Source organism: Ligilactobacillus pobuzihii E100301 = KCTC 13174 (assembly GCF_000349725.1).
GTDB classification, from domain to species: Bacteria; Bacillota; Bacilli; order Lactobacillales; family Lactobacillaceae; genus Ligilactobacillus; species Ligilactobacillus pobuzihii.
Genome location: NZ_KB714700.1, coordinates 96,156 through 113,143 on the forward strand (window position 1 = coordinate 96,156; position 16,988 = coordinate 113,143).

The window sequence follows — 16,988 nt, forward strand, 5'->3', positions numbered from 1 at the left end:
TTAATTTTTAAATTTCAGAACAGTTAAGTTCTTCTCTCCAGTTACGCAGGATATTTTCTGTTAGCTGGAGAGTTTTTATTGTGAAATAATGGAATCGCTTTAAAATGTTGGAAAAATTTGCTATTAATAAGGTTAGACCTGTAAAAAAATTAATATTAATTCGGTAGTTACAATAAGGTAGAGTACCACTGCATCTGGTTACATCTTATACAATATTAAATTACTTAGGTAATTGGTTTTTTGAATTTTTCGGTGTATAGTAAGAATGGTTATTTTATAAAATTTTAATAAGGAGGGGTTGTGAATGGATATTCTGAGTTTGGCACGTTTTCAATTTGGAATGACAACGATCTTCCACTTTTTCTTCGTTCCGTTTTCAATTGGGACAGGACTTGTAGTAGCTATTATGGAAACCATGTGGGTTCGTACCAAAGATAAAACGTACTTACGTATGACCAAATTCTGGGGTAATATTTTTCTACTTAGTTTTGCCGTCGGTGTCGTAACAGGTATCATTCAAGAGTTCCAGTTCGGAATGAACTGGTCAGATTATTCCCGTTTCATGGGAGATATTTTCGGGGCTCCACTAGCTATTGAAGCTTTATTAGCATTCTTTATGGAGTCAACATTTCTTGGCTTGTGGATGTTTACATGGAAGATGGTCAAGCCATGGCTGCATGCTACCTTTATGTGGTTAGTAACGATCGCGTCAATGTTGTCGGCTTTCTGGATCATTACAGCCAACGCATTTATGCAACATCCAACAGGTTATGCGCTCAAGGGCGGCCGTGCTGTGATGACAAGTTTCCCTAAATTGATCGCTAACACACAGGCGTGGTATGAGTTCGGCCATACGATCGCGGGTGCGATTTGTATGGGTGGTTTCTTGATCGCTGGCATGTCTGCGTTCAAGTTATTAAATAAGAAGTTAAAGGAGAAAAACTTTTTCAAACGTTCTTTAAAACTTGGTTTGGTTGTCGGTTTAGTTGGTTCGATCGGTGTTTTTGTCGCTGGTGACTTGCAGATGCAGGCTTTGATCGAAGACCAGCCAATGAAGTTTGCCGCAACTGAAGGTGAAAAGAAAGACACAGCAGATCCTGCACCTTGGAAAGTAATCTCTTTCATGGATCCTAAGACGCACGAGGATAAGTTTGATATTCAGATCCCATACATGTTGAGTTTGCTTTCTTATCATAAGCCATCAGGCTCGATTCAAGGAATGGATTCGGCAAATAAAAATCTGCAAGCTAAATATGGTGATGAAAATAATTACTATCCGCCAGTAAATACATTGTTCTGGTCATTCCATATCATGGCTATCTTTGGTATGGCAATGCTAGGTATTTCTGTTTTAGGCTTGTTTTTCGCACGTAAGAAAAGTCAACTGCTATTTAGGCAAAAATGGATGCTTTGGATCGTAGGGCTTTTCACTTTCGTTCCATTTATTACTAATACTTGTGGTTGGTTAGTCACAGAACTTGGTCGTTATCCATGGACTGTTTATGGCCTATTTACGATCAAAGATAGCGTGTCACCCAACGTTTCGGTTGGTTCATTACTGACGTCAAATATTGTTTATTTCTGCTTATTCTCCTTCTTGGCCATTGTTATGGTCGCCTTGGTCGTCAAGGAATTAAAGAAGGGGCCTGAGTCTGACGATGATGAAATGATCAATGCGCCATTAAGTTCTGAGGTCGAAGTTGACCCATTCAACAAGGAGGCGTTTGAATAATGACAACATTACAATTAGTTTGGTTTATCATTATTGGTGTCTTGTTTGCCGGCTTCTTCTTTTTGGAAGGTTTTGACTATGGTGTTGGGATGTCAATTTTAACACTTGCAAAAGATGAAGATGAACGCGACCAGGTCGTTGCAAGTATCGGACCTGTGTGGGATGGTAATGAAGTGTGGCTGATCACTGCTGGTGGTGCCATGTTTGCTTCTTTCCCATACTGGTATTCGGCTTTATTTTCAGGTTACTATCTAGTATTATTCCTCATTTTATTTGGTTTGATCATCCGCGGTGTTTCTTTTGAATTCCGTGGCCGGACAGATCCTAGCAAAAAATGGATCTGGGACTGGACATTGGGGATCGGTAGTTTCATAGTACCGTTTACGTTTGGTATTATGTTTATTAGCATGATCCAAGGAATGCCAATGGATTCACATGGTAATGTCTGGGCTGGTTTTACTGACTACATCAACTTATTCTCAGTTGTTGGGGGCGTGGCACTTACGTTGTTAGCCTACCTGCATGGATTAAATTATATTGGTCTAAAAACTGAATGGCCATTGCGTGATCGGGTCAAAAAATATGCTGAGGTCTTGTATCCTGTTTTGTATGTCGGCTTAGTTGCTTTTGCAGTTTTGATGTATTTCAAGACGGATTTCTTCCAAAACCATTTTGTGGGAACTCTAAGCTTATTAGCAGTAATTGTTTTATTGACAGTGATCGCTCATATAGCGGTTATCAAAAATAACGAAGGAATTGCATTTACAACTAGTGGTCTAACATTAGTTTCATTAGTTGCTTTGTTATTCCAAGGACTTTTCCCACGTTTGATGATCAGCTCAAACAACTCTAAATTTGACTTGTTGATCACTAATGCCTCTTCATCACCATATACATTAAAAGTGATGACGATCGTGGTCTGCACATTCTTGCCAATTGTTTTGCTTTACATCGGTTGGACTTATTACATCTTTAGAAAACGTGTAACTGGTAAGAAAAGTAAGGTAAAAACGTCGAATAATTAGTGAATATGTAAGCTCAAAAAGAAACGGTGAAAAACAAATAATGTTAGATAAAAAGATAATGGAACTCCCAGGTGCAAAGGGAATTATGTCCTTGCTGACGCTGTTGACATTGATCCAGTCTGTCGCGATAATCGGTCAGACGAGCACGATCTCACGTGCGATCGTGGGGTTGTGGAATGGACATCCATTGTCTGCACAGATAACGTGGCTCGTATGGTTCGTAGTACTATACGTGCTGCGTCATTTGTGTATATACATAAAACAGCAGCGCTTGGATAAATTCGCTAGTAAACAGTCCCAAGAAATCAGAAATCAGCTCTTGGACAAGATCTTTCGGGTCGGACCTGAGATCACTCAAAAAGAAGGAACAGGTAACGTGACGACTATGGCCTTAGAAGGCGTCGACCAGGTCGAAGATTATTTAAGCTTGAGTTTGTCAAAAATCGTCAATATGATGATCATTCCTTTTGTGATCTTAATTGGGATCGCGGTTTATGACTGGAAATCAGCTGCCTTTTTGTTACTGATCTTACCAGTCGATGTGATCTTTATGATCATCTTAGGGTACGCTGCGCAAGCGAAAGCTGATAAGCAGTATGCTTCTTATCAAATCTTGTCGAATCACTTTGTTGATTCTTTGCGCGGTATTGATACCTTGAAGTTTTTTGGTCTCAGTAAAAAATACGGACAGAGTATCTTTAAAACTAGTGAAAAGTTTCGGATAGCTACGATCGACACTTTGAAAATTGCAATTTTATCGACTTTTGCACTTGATTTTTTCACGACGCTTTCAATTGCGGTCGTTGCTGTGTTTCTAGGCTTACACCTGATATCAGGTAAGATCTTATTGTATCCGGCGTTGGTTATTTTGACCTTGAGTCCCGAATATTTCTTGCCGATCCGTGATTTTTCAAATGACTATCATGCGACTTTAAATGGGAAAAATGCTTTCAGTGCGATCAATGAGATCTTAGATTTTGATGAAGATCCTCCAGTTGAACAAACATTACCGCAGTGGGATGAAAATAGTCATTTAAAGGTCGAGCAGATGTCTTATGCGTACAATCAAGCGGGGCAAAAGAACCAATTTTCATTTGAAATTGATGGCTTTCAAAAAGTGGGGGTCATTGGCCTGAGCGGCTCGGGTAAATCCACTTTGATCAATTTGCTAAGTGGTTTTACTCAACCAAAACATGCGCAAATAGATTTTAATGGTGTAAAATTTGATTCATTTAAACAAGCTGATTGGCAAAAACAGATAATCTATATCCCACAAGATCCGTATATTTTTCATGCTAGTTTGCATGATAATATTGTTTTTTATCATCAAGAAGCAAGTGATGAACAAGTCACAAAAGCCGTTAAAGTAGTTGGCTTAGAGCAACTAGTAAAAGACTTGCCAGATGGATTAGATACTTTGATTGGCGAAGGTGCTCGTAGTTTGAGTGGAGGGCAGGCCCAAAGGATCGCCTTAGCGCGTGCCTTTCTAGATCAAAGTCGAAAGATCATCTTGTTTGACGAACCAACAGCACATCTGGATATTGAAACTGAAGTTGAGTTAAAGGAAAGAATGTTGCCGTTAATGGAAAACCATTTGGTGATTTTTGCGACCCATCGTTTGCATTGGATGAATGAAATGGACCAGATCTTAGTGCTTGATAATGGTCAAGTAGTTGAGGCAGGCAGTTTGGATGAATTGCAAGAAAAGAATGGTGCGTTGGTGCAATTAAGACATGCGATGGGGAGAATCTAAATGAAAATTTTTAAGTTATTAAAAAAAGATACTTGGATCAAGCCATTTTTGTCTAAATATGCAAAATCAATGATCCTGGCATTATTTTTAGGGTTTATGACATTCTTTTGTGCCGGAGCTTTGATGTTTAATTCTGGTTATTTGATCAGCAAGTCGGCCTCTTTACCAGAAAACATTTTGTTAGTGTATGTACCGATCGTTTTGACACGTGCATTTGGGATCGGGCGCCCGGTTTTTCGGTATTTAGAAAGATTGACCAGTCATAACTGGGTCTTAAAGTTAACCAGTGAATTGCGGTTAAAATTATATAATGTTTTGGAAAAAGACGCAGTTTTTTTCAAGGATAAACATCAAACTGGGGATATTTTGGGTGTGTTATCAGATGACATCGATCATATTCAAAACTTGTACTTGCGTACGATTTTTCCAACTATCGTGGGCTGGTTATTATATGTTGTGATCGTCTTAGCTTTAGGTTATTTTTCCTGTTTATTTTCTTTGGTGATGTTATTGTTGCTCGGGGTCTTAACGATTTTAATGCCACTAACAGCCATGATCGTGAACGGTGCTAAACAAGAAAAACAAAAGACGATAAAAAATACACTTTATAGTGGTTTGACTGATAATGTCTTAGGTGTTTCAGACTGGATCTTTAGTCAGCGTGGTCGTGATTATGTAAAACAACATGATCAAGAAGAAGGCAAGTTGCGAGATGTTAACCATCACTTAGCTAACAATGAAAATCTCCGCAACTTCCTTGTTCAGCTAGTTGTGGCTGCAATTACAGTAGCGATTTTATTTTGGACAGCTTTTCAATTTCCAGGTGATCACGGTGGAGCAGCTAACTGGATCGCAGCGTTTGTCTTAGTGATTTTTCCACTAGGGGATGCCTTTACTGATATACCAGGTGCGGCACAAGAAACCAATATCTATGAAGATTCACTCGTACGTTTGAATAATTTATCAGATAATGAGAGTCAAAGTATTTCAAACGATCAAGCGGCTGATGAGAATAGTCAAAAACTTGCGGCTAGTATTACTGCACCAGTCAAATTTGAAGTCAAAAACCTGAGTTTCAGATACGATGAACAAGGTCTCAATGTTTTAGAAAAATTAGACCTTTCGATCTCACAGGGTGAAAAGCTAGCAATTTTAGGACGTAGTGGCTCGGGCAAGACAACTTTGATCCACTTATTACGTGGCGATCTTAAACCAGTCAGTGGTCAAATATTGTTAAATGGAGTGCCTGTTAGTGGTTTAGGTGAAAACATCAGCCAATTTATCGGTGTTATCCACCAGGCTCCATATTTGTTTAGAACAAGCGTGCGCAACAACTTGAAAATTGGGAATGAAAATGCCAGCGATGAAGAGTTATGGGACGTCTTAGACCGTGTCGGTTTGACCGAGATGGTCATGCGTTTACCTGATAGATTGGATACGCAGGTTGATGAGGCAGGACATCGCTTTTCTGGCGGTGAACGACACCGGATGGCTTTAGCTCGAATCTTGTTACAAAACGTGCCAGTCGTTATTTTGGACGAACCAACAGTTAGTTTAGATCCTGTGACCGAGCAAGATTTGATCGAAACATTTGTCAAAGAGTTGTCTGGTAAAACTTTGATCTGGGTCACACATCATCTGCAAGGTTTATCGTTGATGGATCAGGTGATCTTTATTGAAGATGGAAAATTGAAATTAAATGGTAGCCCAGAACAATTAGCGAATGAAAATTCATATTATCAGAAATTACTACGGATCGACCGTGGAAGTTTCTAAAAAGATGTTTTGAGCCGATCTGTAACGATGATCCTTATCTTGGATCGTAGCAAGGTAAAAGACCAGGATAAAGCAACCGTTGTTCCAGTGAAGATTCACTTTTTTGGAATACGTTTAAGGCCGTCGATCTAATCCATTTAATTGGTTAGATCGACGGCCCTTTTAAAATCACACAACTGGTTATGTTCCAGCCTGTATTTACGAGTATGTTAAGCTCAAATTATGAAGCACGATTTAAAAGTCTGATTGCGACTGTTTTGATTTGGTGGGCAACTCTTCGGTCACCTAGCAAATCGATTTCTTCTAAGGCTAGATCGGTATAATGTTGAGCAAGTTCTTGAGCGTCTTTTACGCCATTGTATTTTTTTACTAGACGGGCAACTTCTTTTATTTCAGCTGGCTTGATATCTTGTTTCTTATCAAGCAATGGTTTGAATTCAGCCGGTGCCTTGGCAAATGCAAATAGAAGTGGTGATGAATAAACGCCTTCAGCCACATCTTCTAAAACTGGTTTTTTCAAATCTTTTGTGGTGCTAGTATAATCCAAAATATCATCATAGATTTGGAACGCGATACCGATATTTAGGCCAATGTCTCCAGCTAATCGTTCACGTTTTTCATTAGGCTCACTGAAATGGATACCTTCCATACAAGCTAGCTTAAAGAGTGCTGCAGTTTTACCTTGGATGTTCTTTAGATAATCATCGATCGTTTGTGTTTGCGAATAACGAAGATGCATTTGGCTGAGTTCACCAACTAATAAGTTGTACATGGCTTGTGAGTTATAACTCATATATTTTGAACCGTTCATGGCTTCAGTTAACAAGCTGAAAAAGACAGTAAATAATAAATCACCAGCGTAGACTGCAACGTCTTTGCCGTACTTAGATTGGATCGTGATTTTTCCACGCCTGAGTGGTGAATCATCAATAATATCATCATGGATCAAAGTTGCCTTGTGCAAAATTTCGACAGATGCCGCAATTTTGATGAGTTCTTCATCAGTATGTAGTTTTTGATCACCTAGTTGGCTGAATAGCAGAAATAACCCTGGACGTAATTGTTTGCCTTGATCATCTGCTAAGGCTCTTAAAAGTTCTTCAACATTGGGATTATTTGTATGAAGCCTGTCGTCGATCAGTTTTTCGACGCGATTTATTTGTTTGTAAATTTGCGGAAATTTATTCCATAATGTAAACATGTGCGTATTTCCTTCCTGCCCCTAATTAGTAAACAAGTATATACACTATATTAAACCATATTTTGGGTCGATGTGAAAAACATTTAATTGATATTCTTACCTGTTTGCTAGTAGAATGTAAAGAAGATAGGTTGTTGGCAATGTTTTAGGGAAATTGCAACTTTTAATAATAATTGCTACCGTTTTTTGTGTGCTTGTTTATTTAAGCTGATTGCTCCTAAATTTTGTTATTAGTATACTTCAACATTATAAAAATAAAAAGAACTTGCTATAATTCTAGTATAATTTAGTATGTTTTACCTTTTTGAAAGGAGGTGATATTTTGCCCATTCCTGTTTTTTTGGAATTAGTTGAAATGAAAGCTAAAACTGCAAGTGTTTTACCTTTTATCTTAGGTGCTTGCTATAGCTGGTACAATTTTCATTCTCTTCATCCAGGTTTGTTGGTGGCATTTTTTATCTCAATGTTCCTATTTAACATGTCAGTTGATATTTTGGATAACTTTAATGACTATCATCACGCAGTTGATGAAAAAAACTACAAGCAAAATACTAACATTATTGGGCGAGAACATTTATCATTAAAGTTAGTATTTGGACTTATGATATCGATGATACTTGTTTCGGCTGCGATCGGGATTGCTTTGGCTTATGTTACTGGGTGGCCAGTGTTAATAATGGGTATTTTTTGTTATTTAGTTGGGGTCTTTTATTCATCAGGTCCTAGACCTTTATCAAGTTTACCTTTAGGGGAATTATTTTCAGGACCGACAATGGGATTTATGATCACCTTATTGTGTGTATATATTAATACATACCAAGATTTTACGTGGAATTGGTCCACTGTTTTAGGTGTTGTCCTGGTCTCTTTGCCTGATACATTATGGATCTCTAACCTAATGTTAGCTAACAATACGTGTGATTTGGAGGAAGACGAAAAAAATCAGCGTTTTACCTTATCTCATTACCTGGGAAAAAAGAATTCTGTCCGATTATTTGTTATAATGAACGTTGTGGCAGTGCTTGCATTGGTATTGGCTGTGTTTGTTGGGATTGCTCCTTGGACAGTCCTGTTGACTTTGCTGGTATTACCCGTAATTATTAAAAATGTGCGTATGTTTAAGGAAAAACAAGTTAAAAAAGAAACCTTTCCGTGCGCTGTTAAGATCCTTGCAGTTGGTTCAGCTGCACAAGCTTTATCTTATTTAGTCTACATTATTTTTACACTATAAGGAGAGATTTACATGAGGGAAATCGTTATTTTAGGCGGCGGCTACGCAGGTTTGCGTGCCTTGAGATTTTTGCAAAAGAGTAAGGGGGGCTTTCACATTACTTTGGTAGATCGCAATGACTATCATTACGAGTCAACAGATCTACACGAAGTTGCTGCAGGGACACAACCTGCTGAAAAGATACTTTATCCGATCGAAGACGTAGTTGATCCAGATGTAACAACATTTGTCCAAGCTAGTGTTGAAAAAATTGATCGGGATAACCGGGAAGTTAGTTTAGATAACGGCGAAACACTTTCATATGATTACTTGATCGTGGCCTTAGGCTTTCGTTCAGAATCATTTGGTATCGAAGGTGTAGATGACAACTCATTACCAATGGTCGATGTTAAAACGGCAATCGCGGTTCATGACCACATCATTGCTCAGATGGAAGACTATAAGGAAACACACAACCCTGATGATCTAAAAATCGTTGTTTGTGGTGCCGGCTTTACTGGTATCGAATTATTGGGTGCTTTAAATGATAACCGCAACGAGTATGCTGAAATTGCTGGTGTTGCTCCAGAACGTATCGAACTTTACGTAGTTGAAGCTGTTACTCGCTTGTTGCCAATGATGCCAGAAGAATTGGCTGATTATGGTGTTGCTAAGCTTGAAAGCTGGGGTGTCAAGTTCTTGACCGGTAAACCTATCAAGGCTATCAAACCTCAAACTGTTGTTTACCAAACAAACGCTGAAACAGGCGAAACTGATGAATTAACTGCTAATACGATCATTTGGACTACTGGTGTTTCTGGCAGCAAGGTTATCGATGATTCAGGCTTCTCCGCAAAACGTGGTCGTATGATGGTTGATAGTGACTTGCGTGACCCAGACTATCGTAATGTATATCTGATCGGTGATTGTTCTGCAGTGATGGACCCTGAATCAAACCGTCCATTCCCTACAACTGCCCAAATTTCTCTTGTAATGGGTGAATTAGCTGCTAAGAATATCTTGGCACAATTAGCTGGCCGGCAAACAGGTGACTTTACTTACGAACCCCTTGGCACGGTTGCTTCAATTGGTAACACACATGCCTTTGGTGTACTTGGTAACGGTGATAAGACCGTTAAAGGTTATGCAGCTTCAGCTTTGAAGAAACTTATTATGGATAAAGCTTTGACTGAAACTGGCGGTTCTAAAGAACTGTTTGCTAAAGGTCGTTTTGACTTATATCATTAGGATAATTCAAATATTATTTAGGGTGTTACTTCCGATTTGGAGGCAGCGCCTTTTTCTTTAGTTCGAAATAAAGGTGAATTTGACTGATTTGTATTATACTTTGAATTAATGTTTATTAACATTTTGAAACAAAAGGTCAAAAAGGAGCTAGCTAATGAAAATATTAAGTTTGCAAGAATTAAAACAAGCTGACATAGAGTTGCTTAATAACGCTGGATCAGTTAAATACACATATCTGCCAGCAAAAAATGTAACTCAGGCTGATTTAGACGACGTGGATGTTATTTTAGGCTATGATGATAAATTAACCCCGCTATTGCAGAAAAATAATTCTGTTAAGTGGATCCAAGCATGGTCAGCTGGAGTTGACCAGCTACCACAAAATGTGTTTAAAGAAAAAGGAATTCAACTGACGAATGCCTCTGGGGCGATGGTTCCTGGTTTAGCTGAGCAGATAATTGGTCAAATGATCGGTTGGGATCGTAATTTAGGATATTCCTTTGCTGCAAAACAAAAGCACAAGTGGGATGAATTAGCTGCTGCTTCTTATCAAGAATTGGCCGGTAAAAAGCTTCTTTTATTAGGAGTTGGTCATATCGGACAACAGGTGGCGAAGTTAGCGACGGCCTTTGGCATGCATGTTATTGGAGTACGACACAGTGACAAACCAGCAAATAATGTAGAAGAAATTTATACATTTGAACAAATATTTCAGGTCGCAGGTAAAGCTGACTTTGTTTTGAATACTTTGCCTGTCACTGTACAAACTGAAGATGTGATCGACCAGAAATTCTTTTTGCAAATGAAAAAATCAGCTGTTTATATCAATTACGGAAGAGGCAAGACGAATAATGAAAGTGATCTGCTTCAGGCTTTACAAACAGGAGAGATAGCAGGCGCAATTATGGACGTCTTTAAAGAAGAACCATTGTCCAAAGACTCTGCCTTTTGGAAACTACCTAACGTTTTAATTACGCCACATACCGGTGGAGATACTGCCTTGTATGATCATCGTGTAGTAAAAATTGCCGCAGATAATATTTCTATGATGAACGATGATTCGATAAAACCGCAAAAAAATGTTGTCGACCTAAGACAGGGATACTAAAAAGTGATTCGAGTGAGTTAAATACTTGCTCTATTGCCGACTATGTAGTTAAAATAACAACAAAATAAATAAGATAAACTTTGTGATTTAAATTGATTTGCGTATTTAGTACTAAACATGTGATTTTAAGCTAACTGAACGCAAGTCTGGCAAAGTAAGGTTCAGATGGAGTCTAACTGAACGTAAGTTTCGGAAAGTAGCGTTTGGTTGAAGGTTAACCGGACGTAAGTTTTCAAAAGAAACGTTCAGTTGAGGTCTAACTGAACGCAAGTCTGGCAAAGAAACGTTCAGTTGAAGTCTAACTGAACACAAGTCTTTAGAAGACGAGGAGGAATTACACATGAAGTTAATTTGGCATGGACATTCTTTTATTGAGATCCAAACAGCTGGAAAGCAGATCTTGATCGATCCATTTATTGATGGGAATCCCTTTACTAAGTTTAAAGCGGCCGATTATTCCCCAGACTATATTTTGTTAACACACGCTCATGGTGATCATGTAGGAAGTACGGAAGAAATTGCCAAACGTTCAGGCGCTAGTATTGTTGCTATGACTGATCTGGCAGGATACTTTGAAGAAAAAGGATTTCACACGTACGGACCTAATATCGGAGGAACTGAAAAACTTGATTTTGGTGAAGTTAAAATTACACCTGCTTGGCATACAACTGCCACTGAAGTCAACGGTGTGAACTTGCCGTTAGGTGTAGCTACAGGTTTAGCATTGAAAATCGAGGGTAAATTAGTTTATGTGGCAGGTGATACTGGGTTATTTTCAGATATGCAGTTAGTTGGTCGTAAACAACCAGTTGATTTAGCCTTTTTACCGATCGGTGATCATTTCACCATGGGTAGTGATGATGCTGCTTATGCGGCTAAACTATTGCACGCTAAGACCGTTGTTCCAGTCCACTATAATACTTTCCCAGCGATCAAAGCTGATCCGCAAGAATTTATCCAGCTTTTAGATGATGGACAAGGTTACCTGCCAGAAGTGGATCAGGAATGGACTTTGTAATTTATTGAGAGAACGGTACTTTTTGGTGCTGTTCTTTTATTTTTTGCAATATCCTCATAAAAACCAACTTTAGTTCACCATTCCTTAAAAATAAAGCACAAGAGCATTGAGTCTGAACTTTATAAGAAGTGTTAGCTAGAAAATTTCAGTAAAATGCAAAACGGTCTGTTAGATAGGCAACTTTAATGGTTTAAGAAACTTTAAAATTCATAGGATAGTTTTCCTAAGCTAGTTCGATTATTTTCGTAAAGGTATTTTTTGAGCTACAATAATAGGGATTCAAAATTTGAAAAGGTCTTTAAAAAATTTTAACAGACCTTCATTCTCATTTGGCTCGAAAATGAAGGGAGGCCAGTATGCCAGAAAAATATACAAAGCAAGATCTACTTGATCTTCAAAATGATACAATGCGTGAATATGCTGCGCAATTTGAAAAACACTATGCGGCTGGCTTGGCTAAAGTTTTGCAAATTTCAGAGATCCATGCTGTCTTAGCACAAGACTTTGAAGATGAGTTGTTAGAGGAATTACAACAATCACATGGAAAAAGAGGAGTTATGCTGCAGACAAACGGCAACATTGCACCATATTCTTTGATCATTTATTTAGGTGATGATCCGTTAACTGCTTTTTCTGAGGGAAATTATGCTTTCGCTGAAGAATCAGGCTTAGAAAGTATAGTAACCCGTTTAGTTGATCGAGAAACGGACCGAGACGCACAAGAAAAGGGCGTTTTGGAAGAAAATCTATTGATGGGGTTGTCAACGACCTTTTTGCTAACGAGTGTTTATATGACCGAAGATCCAGTCATCAGTAAATTCTTGGAAAAGCCGGAACCTCCTAAAGTTGAACAGAATGTGTTGGAATATTCAGCTAACGGGCGTAATATCGTAAATATCCCAACACGCCATGTTTTAAATGATTCTGAGCAAAAAAGTTTACAGGTCATCTTAAAGTTACGTCCAGAAATTGATGAAACTACGATCGATGTACAGTCAGATCGTGCACGTTACAGTGTGTTTGATTTCTAAATGTCCCCCCCTTTAGTTATTAATTAGGCTAAAAGGGGGATTTTTTTGTTAATTATTTATTTTAGAAAAATAATAAAAAACTTTAACAAATGTTTTTTTAAAGGGAATAACATTGATATTTCTTAAAGGAAAATATACAATAAAAAAGTAAACAAAAGAAAGAGTCGTACTCAATAGGGAAAGTAATTATCTTACATACTTTTAAGAAACGACTCCAAAAATTTAGGGGGTTTAAATATGAAAGTTGATGCTAGTCAGGCGCAAGATGTCTGGAAAGATATCGGTGAACATGTTCAATTCACAGTATTAAAATTAAAGCGAGAAGATCAGGCACGTGACCGAGAGGTTATTCAAGAATTTGCCGACCGTTATCAGGCGATCTTACGTTCTTTGAAAATCAGAGATGCCGACCCTAAAACTGGTGAATCATCTTTAAAAGCTAGTTTTGGCTTTAGTAGTGATGCTTTTGAGTATTTGTTTCCGAATGCACCTAAGCCAAAAGAATTAGAAAATTTTACTGGTTTAAAAGGACCTAAATATGAGATGCCTGGTACTGGTGGAGATTTATTTTTTCATCTGCGAGCTAGTAATGAAGCTGTTGTTTATGAAGCTCAAACACAGTTTATGCGCTTTTTAGGTGATATTGTTGAAGTCTTGGATGAAACGAAGGGATTTCGTTACTTTGAAGGGCGTGCGATCATTGGTTTCGTAGATGGAACTGAAGCACCACAAGTCGAAGATGCTGCAGAGTATGCAATTATTGGCGATGAAGATCCTAATTACATCAATGGTTCATATGCATTTGCACAAAAATGGTTGCATGACATGGATTTTTGGGATCACATGAAGACTGAACAGCAAGAAAGAGCAGTTGGACGAGAAAAGTTTACAGATCTCGAGCTAGAAGACGAAGACAAGATGCCAAATGCACATAATGTTAGTTCAAATTTTGAGATCGATGGCGAAGAGCAAAAAATAGTTCGCATGAATGTTCCATTTTCTGATCCTGCTTCTGGCAAAACTGGTACTTATTTCATTGGTTATGCACGTCATTTCGAAGTTACTAAGCAAATGTGCCAGCAAATGGTGGATACTTCAGATTTTTTATTGACATTTTCGACGATCTTAAGCGGTCAACTTTTTTTCATTCCTTCCAGACCAACACTTGACGCAATTGCTGACGGTGAACTCTAAGAAATGTTGTGCAATAAGCATTTAATTTGCATACTTACAAATAATTAGTAGAATTAGGAATGTATAGACGAAAGGAGAGTTGTTTATGTATTTGACTGTTGAACCACAAGCACAAGAAAAATTACAACAATATATTGATGAAGACAAAGACCTATTATTAGATTTTGACGATGGCGTTGGTTCATTGTCTAACGTGGGTACATGTACTTTAGCTTCTGTTTTTCGGATCATTGCAGTTGCTAAAGATGCAGAACAAAAAGATTATAATAAGTCATTAGACTCTAATCTTGGTACTTTTAGATATAAAGGTTACAGTGAAATGTTTATGGATCCGCAAATGCGCTTAGTAGAAAACCCAACTAATAAGATGCTAAGTCTGCGGGGAAGTAATAGTGGTGAATTGACTGGTATGGTAACAGTTGAGGACCTTTCGGCTGAGGCTTAATGCTTAAAAACTTCTAGTTTATCTTTACTTTTAGTGAAAGGTAAGCTAGAAGTTTTTTGTTTGCGTAATTATATAACTAAAAAATTTTTCCCGATTTTGATTGTAAGTCTCTATATGAGCTGTTGTTAGGCTATTTTTATCGATAAGTGAATTTTATTCAGCTTAACCTGAAAAGGTTGAATTTTACTAAACTAAGAGGCAATAGTATCCTTAGTGTAACTTATTGATCAAAGAAACAAGCTGAGGAGGAATTAATATGTTGCCAAAAGTATCACAACGTATCTCGCAAGATCCATCAGCAATGGATGAGCTATTAGAACTCAGTAATAATGAGCAAGTGATCTCATTTGCTGCGGGCTATCCAGCGCAAGAATTATTTCCAAAAGAACAGCTAGAACACGCGTTTGTACATAGATCACAAAATAGTGCACCAGATCTATATCAGTATGCATCCGTTGATGGCTATGCACCTTTACGGCAAAAAATTGCTCATTCAATATTGCAAACGGGTATTAGCGATGTTGATGAAAGTAATTTGTTTTTGACTCAAGGAGCGCAGCAGGGAATCAGCTTGTTAGCAGACCTGTTCTTGGATGTTGGCGATGGTGTGGTGGTTGAAGGCCCAAGTTATATCGGAGCTTTGCAAGCCTTCGAAAGTCGTAAGCCAACTTTTTATGAAATGCAAATGAAAAATGATGGTCCAGATTTAGCTCAACTAGAAGAGATCGTCAGTCAACATCCAGTTAAGTTAGTTTATACGATCCCGACATTCCAGAATCCGACAGGTGTTTGTATGTCAGCAAAAAAACGACAACGGATCGTTGAATTAGCTCAAAAGTATAATTTTTTGATCATTGAAGATGATCCATACCGTGAATTACGTTATCGCGGTAAGAGTTTACCCAGTATCAAATCATTTGACCAGACCGGCAATGTTGTCATGTTGGGTAGTTTTTCTAAAATCTTATCGCCAGCTTTACGTGTGGGCTGGATGGTAGCTGATCAAAGTCTATTAAGTTTAGTAAATGGATTACGTTCTGCGACGGACTTTCAACCCTCGAATGTCGTCTTACAAATGATCGACCAATATTTACAAGAAAATGATCTACAAGAACATATTGAAAAAATCTGTGACGTCTATAGTAAACGTAATGAGGCGATGCAGACAGCTCTGGGCAAATATTTACCTCAAAGTTGTAGTTTTTCCAAACCTGACGGCGGTTTCTTTATTTGGGTCACATTACCGCAAAATTTGTCAGCTAAAAAGCTTTTGCAAAATAACAGCCCCGTTACTTTTATTGAGAGTTCTCAGCTATATGAAACTAGCCATCAAATAAACCAAATGAGGTTGAATTTCACAGGTGTGACAGAAGGACAGATCAATGAGGGCTGTCGACTTTTGGCAGATAGTATAAAAAAGGCTAGTCTAGCATTAACAGCTTAAAAAATTAAAATAAAACACTTAAGAGGCTGGGACAAAACAATATTCCAGTCTCTTCTTTTGCTAAAAATAATCAAATTATCGCTTGTAATTTTTATAGCATAAACGCGTTTCAAAAGTCTGAATCCTCAATGTAATGCCATTTACGCCATTCCTATCCTGCGCTTTGCTACGGCCAAAAATGGCGTAAACGACGTTACATACCGGCTTCAAAACGACTTTTGTCCCGCTCTCTTTTATGAAAAAATGTGAAATAAATCACGAAAATTAAAATGATAAAATATAAACCTATCATTAGCTATGACGTATCCTTAAACAGTTGTGATATCGTTTACCAAACTGGTATTTAGATATTCTGTATATATAATTAAATTCATATAATTTAAAAACCATCAAAATTTATGCTATTCTTTTAGTGAGCGCTATTACAAAGTTAGGAGGAGAAATAATGGAAGAACCGATTTTATCCTTTAAGGATGTTAAAAAGGTTTACCGTGGTGGGAGCGTAGGTGTTGAAAATGTCAACCTTACGATCGATAAAGGGGAGTTTGTTTGTATGATCGGGACATCAGGTTCCGGGAAAACAACTCTGATGCGGATGATCAATCGGATGCATGATGCCACGTCGGGCGAAATATTGTTTAATGGTCAAGACATTAAGAAGATCGATCCTGTTACTTTAAGACGACAGATCGGTTATGTGATTCAAAATATCGGCTTGATGCCACATATGTCGATTTACGATAATATCACCTTGGTTCCTCGCTTATTGAAATGGCCAGAAGAAAAGAAACGCAAGCAAGCCG

At 38.0% G+C, this 16,988-nt stretch carries 14 protein-coding genes; 13 read left to right on the forward strand and 1 reads right to left on the reverse strand.

The window, feature by feature from the left end; all coding sequences use genetic code 11:
• The first annotated feature begins 304 nt into the window (after positions 1 to 304).
• From LACPOB_RS0109030 to cydC, 4 genes are read left to right on the forward strand one after another with little or no spacing between them, the layout of a single operon-like run.
• Positions 305 to 1,732 (forward strand): cytochrome ubiquinol oxidase subunit I, encoded by a 1,428-nt coding sequence (locus tag LACPOB_RS0109030; RefSeq protein WP_017868520.1) that lies wholly within the window; start codon positions 305 to 307, stop codon positions 1,730 to 1,732.
• Positions 1,732 to 2,757 carry a cytochrome d ubiquinol oxidase subunit II gene (gene cydB / locus LACPOB_RS0109035; protein WP_017868521.1) on the forward strand — a complete coding sequence of 342 codons (1,026 nt, stop codon included), beginning with the start codon at positions 1,732 to 1,734 and terminating at the stop codon, positions 2,755 to 2,757. Before LACPOB_RS0109030 ends, cydB begins: the two co-directional genes overlap by 1 nt.
• A 40-nt stretch (positions 2,758 to 2,797) precedes the next feature.
• Positions 2,798 to 4,510 carry a thiol reductant ABC exporter subunit CydD gene (gene cydD / locus LACPOB_RS0109040; protein ID WP_017868522.1) on the forward strand — a complete coding sequence of 571 codons (1,713 nt, stop codon included), beginning with the start codon at positions 2,798 to 2,800 and terminating at the stop codon, positions 4,508 to 4,510.
• Positions 4,511 to 6,286: a thiol reductant ABC exporter subunit CydC gene (cydC, locus tag LACPOB_RS0109045; protein ID WP_017868523.1), complete on the forward strand. Its 1,776-nt coding sequence runs from the start codon at positions 4,511 to 4,513 to the stop codon at positions 6,284 to 6,286. It begins immediately after the preceding gene.
• Between the two features lie 220 nt (positions 6,287 to 6,506).
• Here the strand turns inward: cydC and LACPOB_RS0109050 are convergent, their stop codons facing one another.
• Complete coding sequence (locus tag LACPOB_RS0109050; RefSeq protein WP_017868524.1) at positions 6,507 to 7,487, reverse strand: polyprenyl synthetase family protein; 981 nt, start codon at positions 7,485 to 7,487, stop codon at positions 6,507 to 6,509.
• A 322-nt stretch (positions 7,488 to 7,809) separates the two neighbouring features.
• Here LACPOB_RS0109050 and LACPOB_RS0109055 point away from each other — a divergent pair, with 322 nt between their 5' ends.
• The 9 genes from LACPOB_RS0109055 to LACPOB_RS13125 all read left to right on the forward strand — a co-directional run.
• Positions 7,810 to 8,718, forward strand: a complete 909-nt coding sequence (locus tag LACPOB_RS0109055; protein WP_017868525.1) for a prenyltransferase — start codon at positions 7,810 to 7,812, stop codon at positions 8,716 to 8,718.
• A gap of 12 nt (positions 8,719 to 8,730) precedes the next feature.
• Complete coding sequence (locus tag LACPOB_RS0109060; protein WP_017868526.1) at positions 8,731 to 9,945, forward strand: NAD(P)/FAD-dependent oxidoreductase; 1,215 nt, start codon at positions 8,731 to 8,733, stop codon at positions 9,943 to 9,945.
• A gap of 154 nt (positions 9,946 to 10,099) precedes the next feature.
• Positions 10,100 to 11,053: a D-2-hydroxyacid dehydrogenase gene (locus tag LACPOB_RS0109065; protein ID WP_017868527.1), complete on the forward strand. Its 954-nt coding sequence runs from the start codon at positions 10,100 to 10,102 to the stop codon at positions 11,051 to 11,053.
• Positions 11,054 to 11,393: 340 nt separating this feature from the next.
• A complete protein-coding gene (locus LACPOB_RS0109070; RefSeq protein ID WP_017868528.1) occupies positions 11,394 to 12,071 on the forward strand; it encodes a metal-dependent hydrolase in 678 nt (225 codons plus the stop codon).
• 356 nt (positions 12,072 to 12,427) lie between these two features.
• The gene (locus LACPOB_RS0109075) at positions 12,428 to 13,102 is read left to right on the forward strand and encodes a hypothetical protein (protein WP_017868529.1); all 675 of its coding nucleotides are present in this window, start codon (positions 12,428 to 12,430) and stop codon (positions 13,100 to 13,102) included.
• Between the two features lie 237 nt (positions 13,103 to 13,339).
• Positions 13,340 to 14,296 (forward strand): Dyp-type peroxidase, encoded by a 957-nt coding sequence (locus LACPOB_RS0109080; protein ID WP_017868530.1) that lies wholly within the window; start codon positions 13,340 to 13,342, stop codon positions 14,294 to 14,296.
• A gap of 85 nt (positions 14,297 to 14,381) precedes the next feature.
• Positions 14,382 to 14,741 (forward strand): iron-sulfur cluster biosynthesis family protein, encoded by a 360-nt coding sequence (locus LACPOB_RS0109085; RefSeq protein WP_017868531.1) that lies wholly within the window; start codon positions 14,382 to 14,384, stop codon positions 14,739 to 14,741.
• A gap of 256 nt (positions 14,742 to 14,997) precedes the next feature.
• A complete protein-coding gene (locus tag LACPOB_RS0109090; protein ID WP_017868532.1) occupies positions 14,998 to 16,185 on the forward strand; it encodes an aminotransferase-like domain-containing protein in 1,188 nt (395 codons plus the stop codon).
• A 445-nt stretch (positions 16,186 to 16,630) separates the two neighbouring features.
• Positions 16,631 to 16,988, forward strand: a 358-nt coding sequence (locus tag LACPOB_RS13125) for an ATP-binding cassette domain-containing protein (RefSeq protein ID WP_040533044.1), incomplete at its 3' end; no start/stop codon positions are given.

What these genes read in the sequence shown, in the direction of transcription:
- cydC (WP_017868523.1), top strand. Translation starts at nt 4,511, where the DNA reads ATGAAAATTTTTAAGTTATTAAAAAAAGATACTTGGATCAAGCCATTT.
- LACPOB_RS0109080 (WP_017868530.1), top strand. Translation starts at nt 13,340, where the DNA reads ATGAAAGTTGATGCTAGTCAGGCGCAAGATGTCTGGAAAGATATCGGT.
- LACPOB_RS0109075 (WP_017868529.1), top strand. Translation starts at nt 12,428, where the DNA reads ATGCCAGAAAAATATACAAAGCAAGATCTACTTGATCTTCAAAATGAT.
- LACPOB_RS0109070 (WP_017868528.1), top strand. Translation starts at nt 11,394, where the DNA reads ATGAAGTTAATTTGGCATGGACATTCTTTTATTGAGATCCAAACAGCT.
- cydB (WP_017868521.1), top strand. Translation starts at nt 1,732, where the DNA reads ATGACAACATTACAATTAGTTTGGTTTATCATTATTGGTGTCTTGTTT.
- LACPOB_RS0109085 (WP_017868531.1), top strand. Translation starts at nt 14,382, where the DNA reads ATGTATTTGACTGTTGAACCACAAGCACAAGAAAAATTACAACAATAT.
- LACPOB_RS0109060 (WP_017868526.1), top strand. Translation starts at nt 8,731, where the DNA reads ATGAGGGAAATCGTTATTTTAGGCGGCGGCTACGCAGGTTTGCGTGCC.
- LACPOB_RS0109030 (WP_017868520.1), top strand. Translation starts at nt 305, where the DNA reads ATGGATATTCTGAGTTTGGCACGTTTTCAATTTGGAATGACAACGATC.
- LACPOB_RS0109090 (WP_017868532.1), top strand. Translation starts at nt 14,998, where the DNA reads ATGTTGCCAAAAGTATCACAACGTATCTCGCAAGATCCATCAGCAATG.
- LACPOB_RS0109065 (WP_017868527.1), top strand. Translation starts at nt 10,100, where the DNA reads ATGAAAATATTAAGTTTGCAAGAATTAAAACAAGCTGACATAGAGTTG.
- LACPOB_RS0109050 (WP_017868524.1), bottom strand. Translation starts at nt 7,487, where the DNA reads ATGTTTACATTATGGAATAAATTTCCGCAAATTTACAAACAAATAAAT.
- cydD (WP_017868522.1), top strand. Translation starts at nt 2,798, where the DNA reads ATGTTAGATAAAAAGATAATGGAACTCCCAGGTGCAAAGGGAATTATG.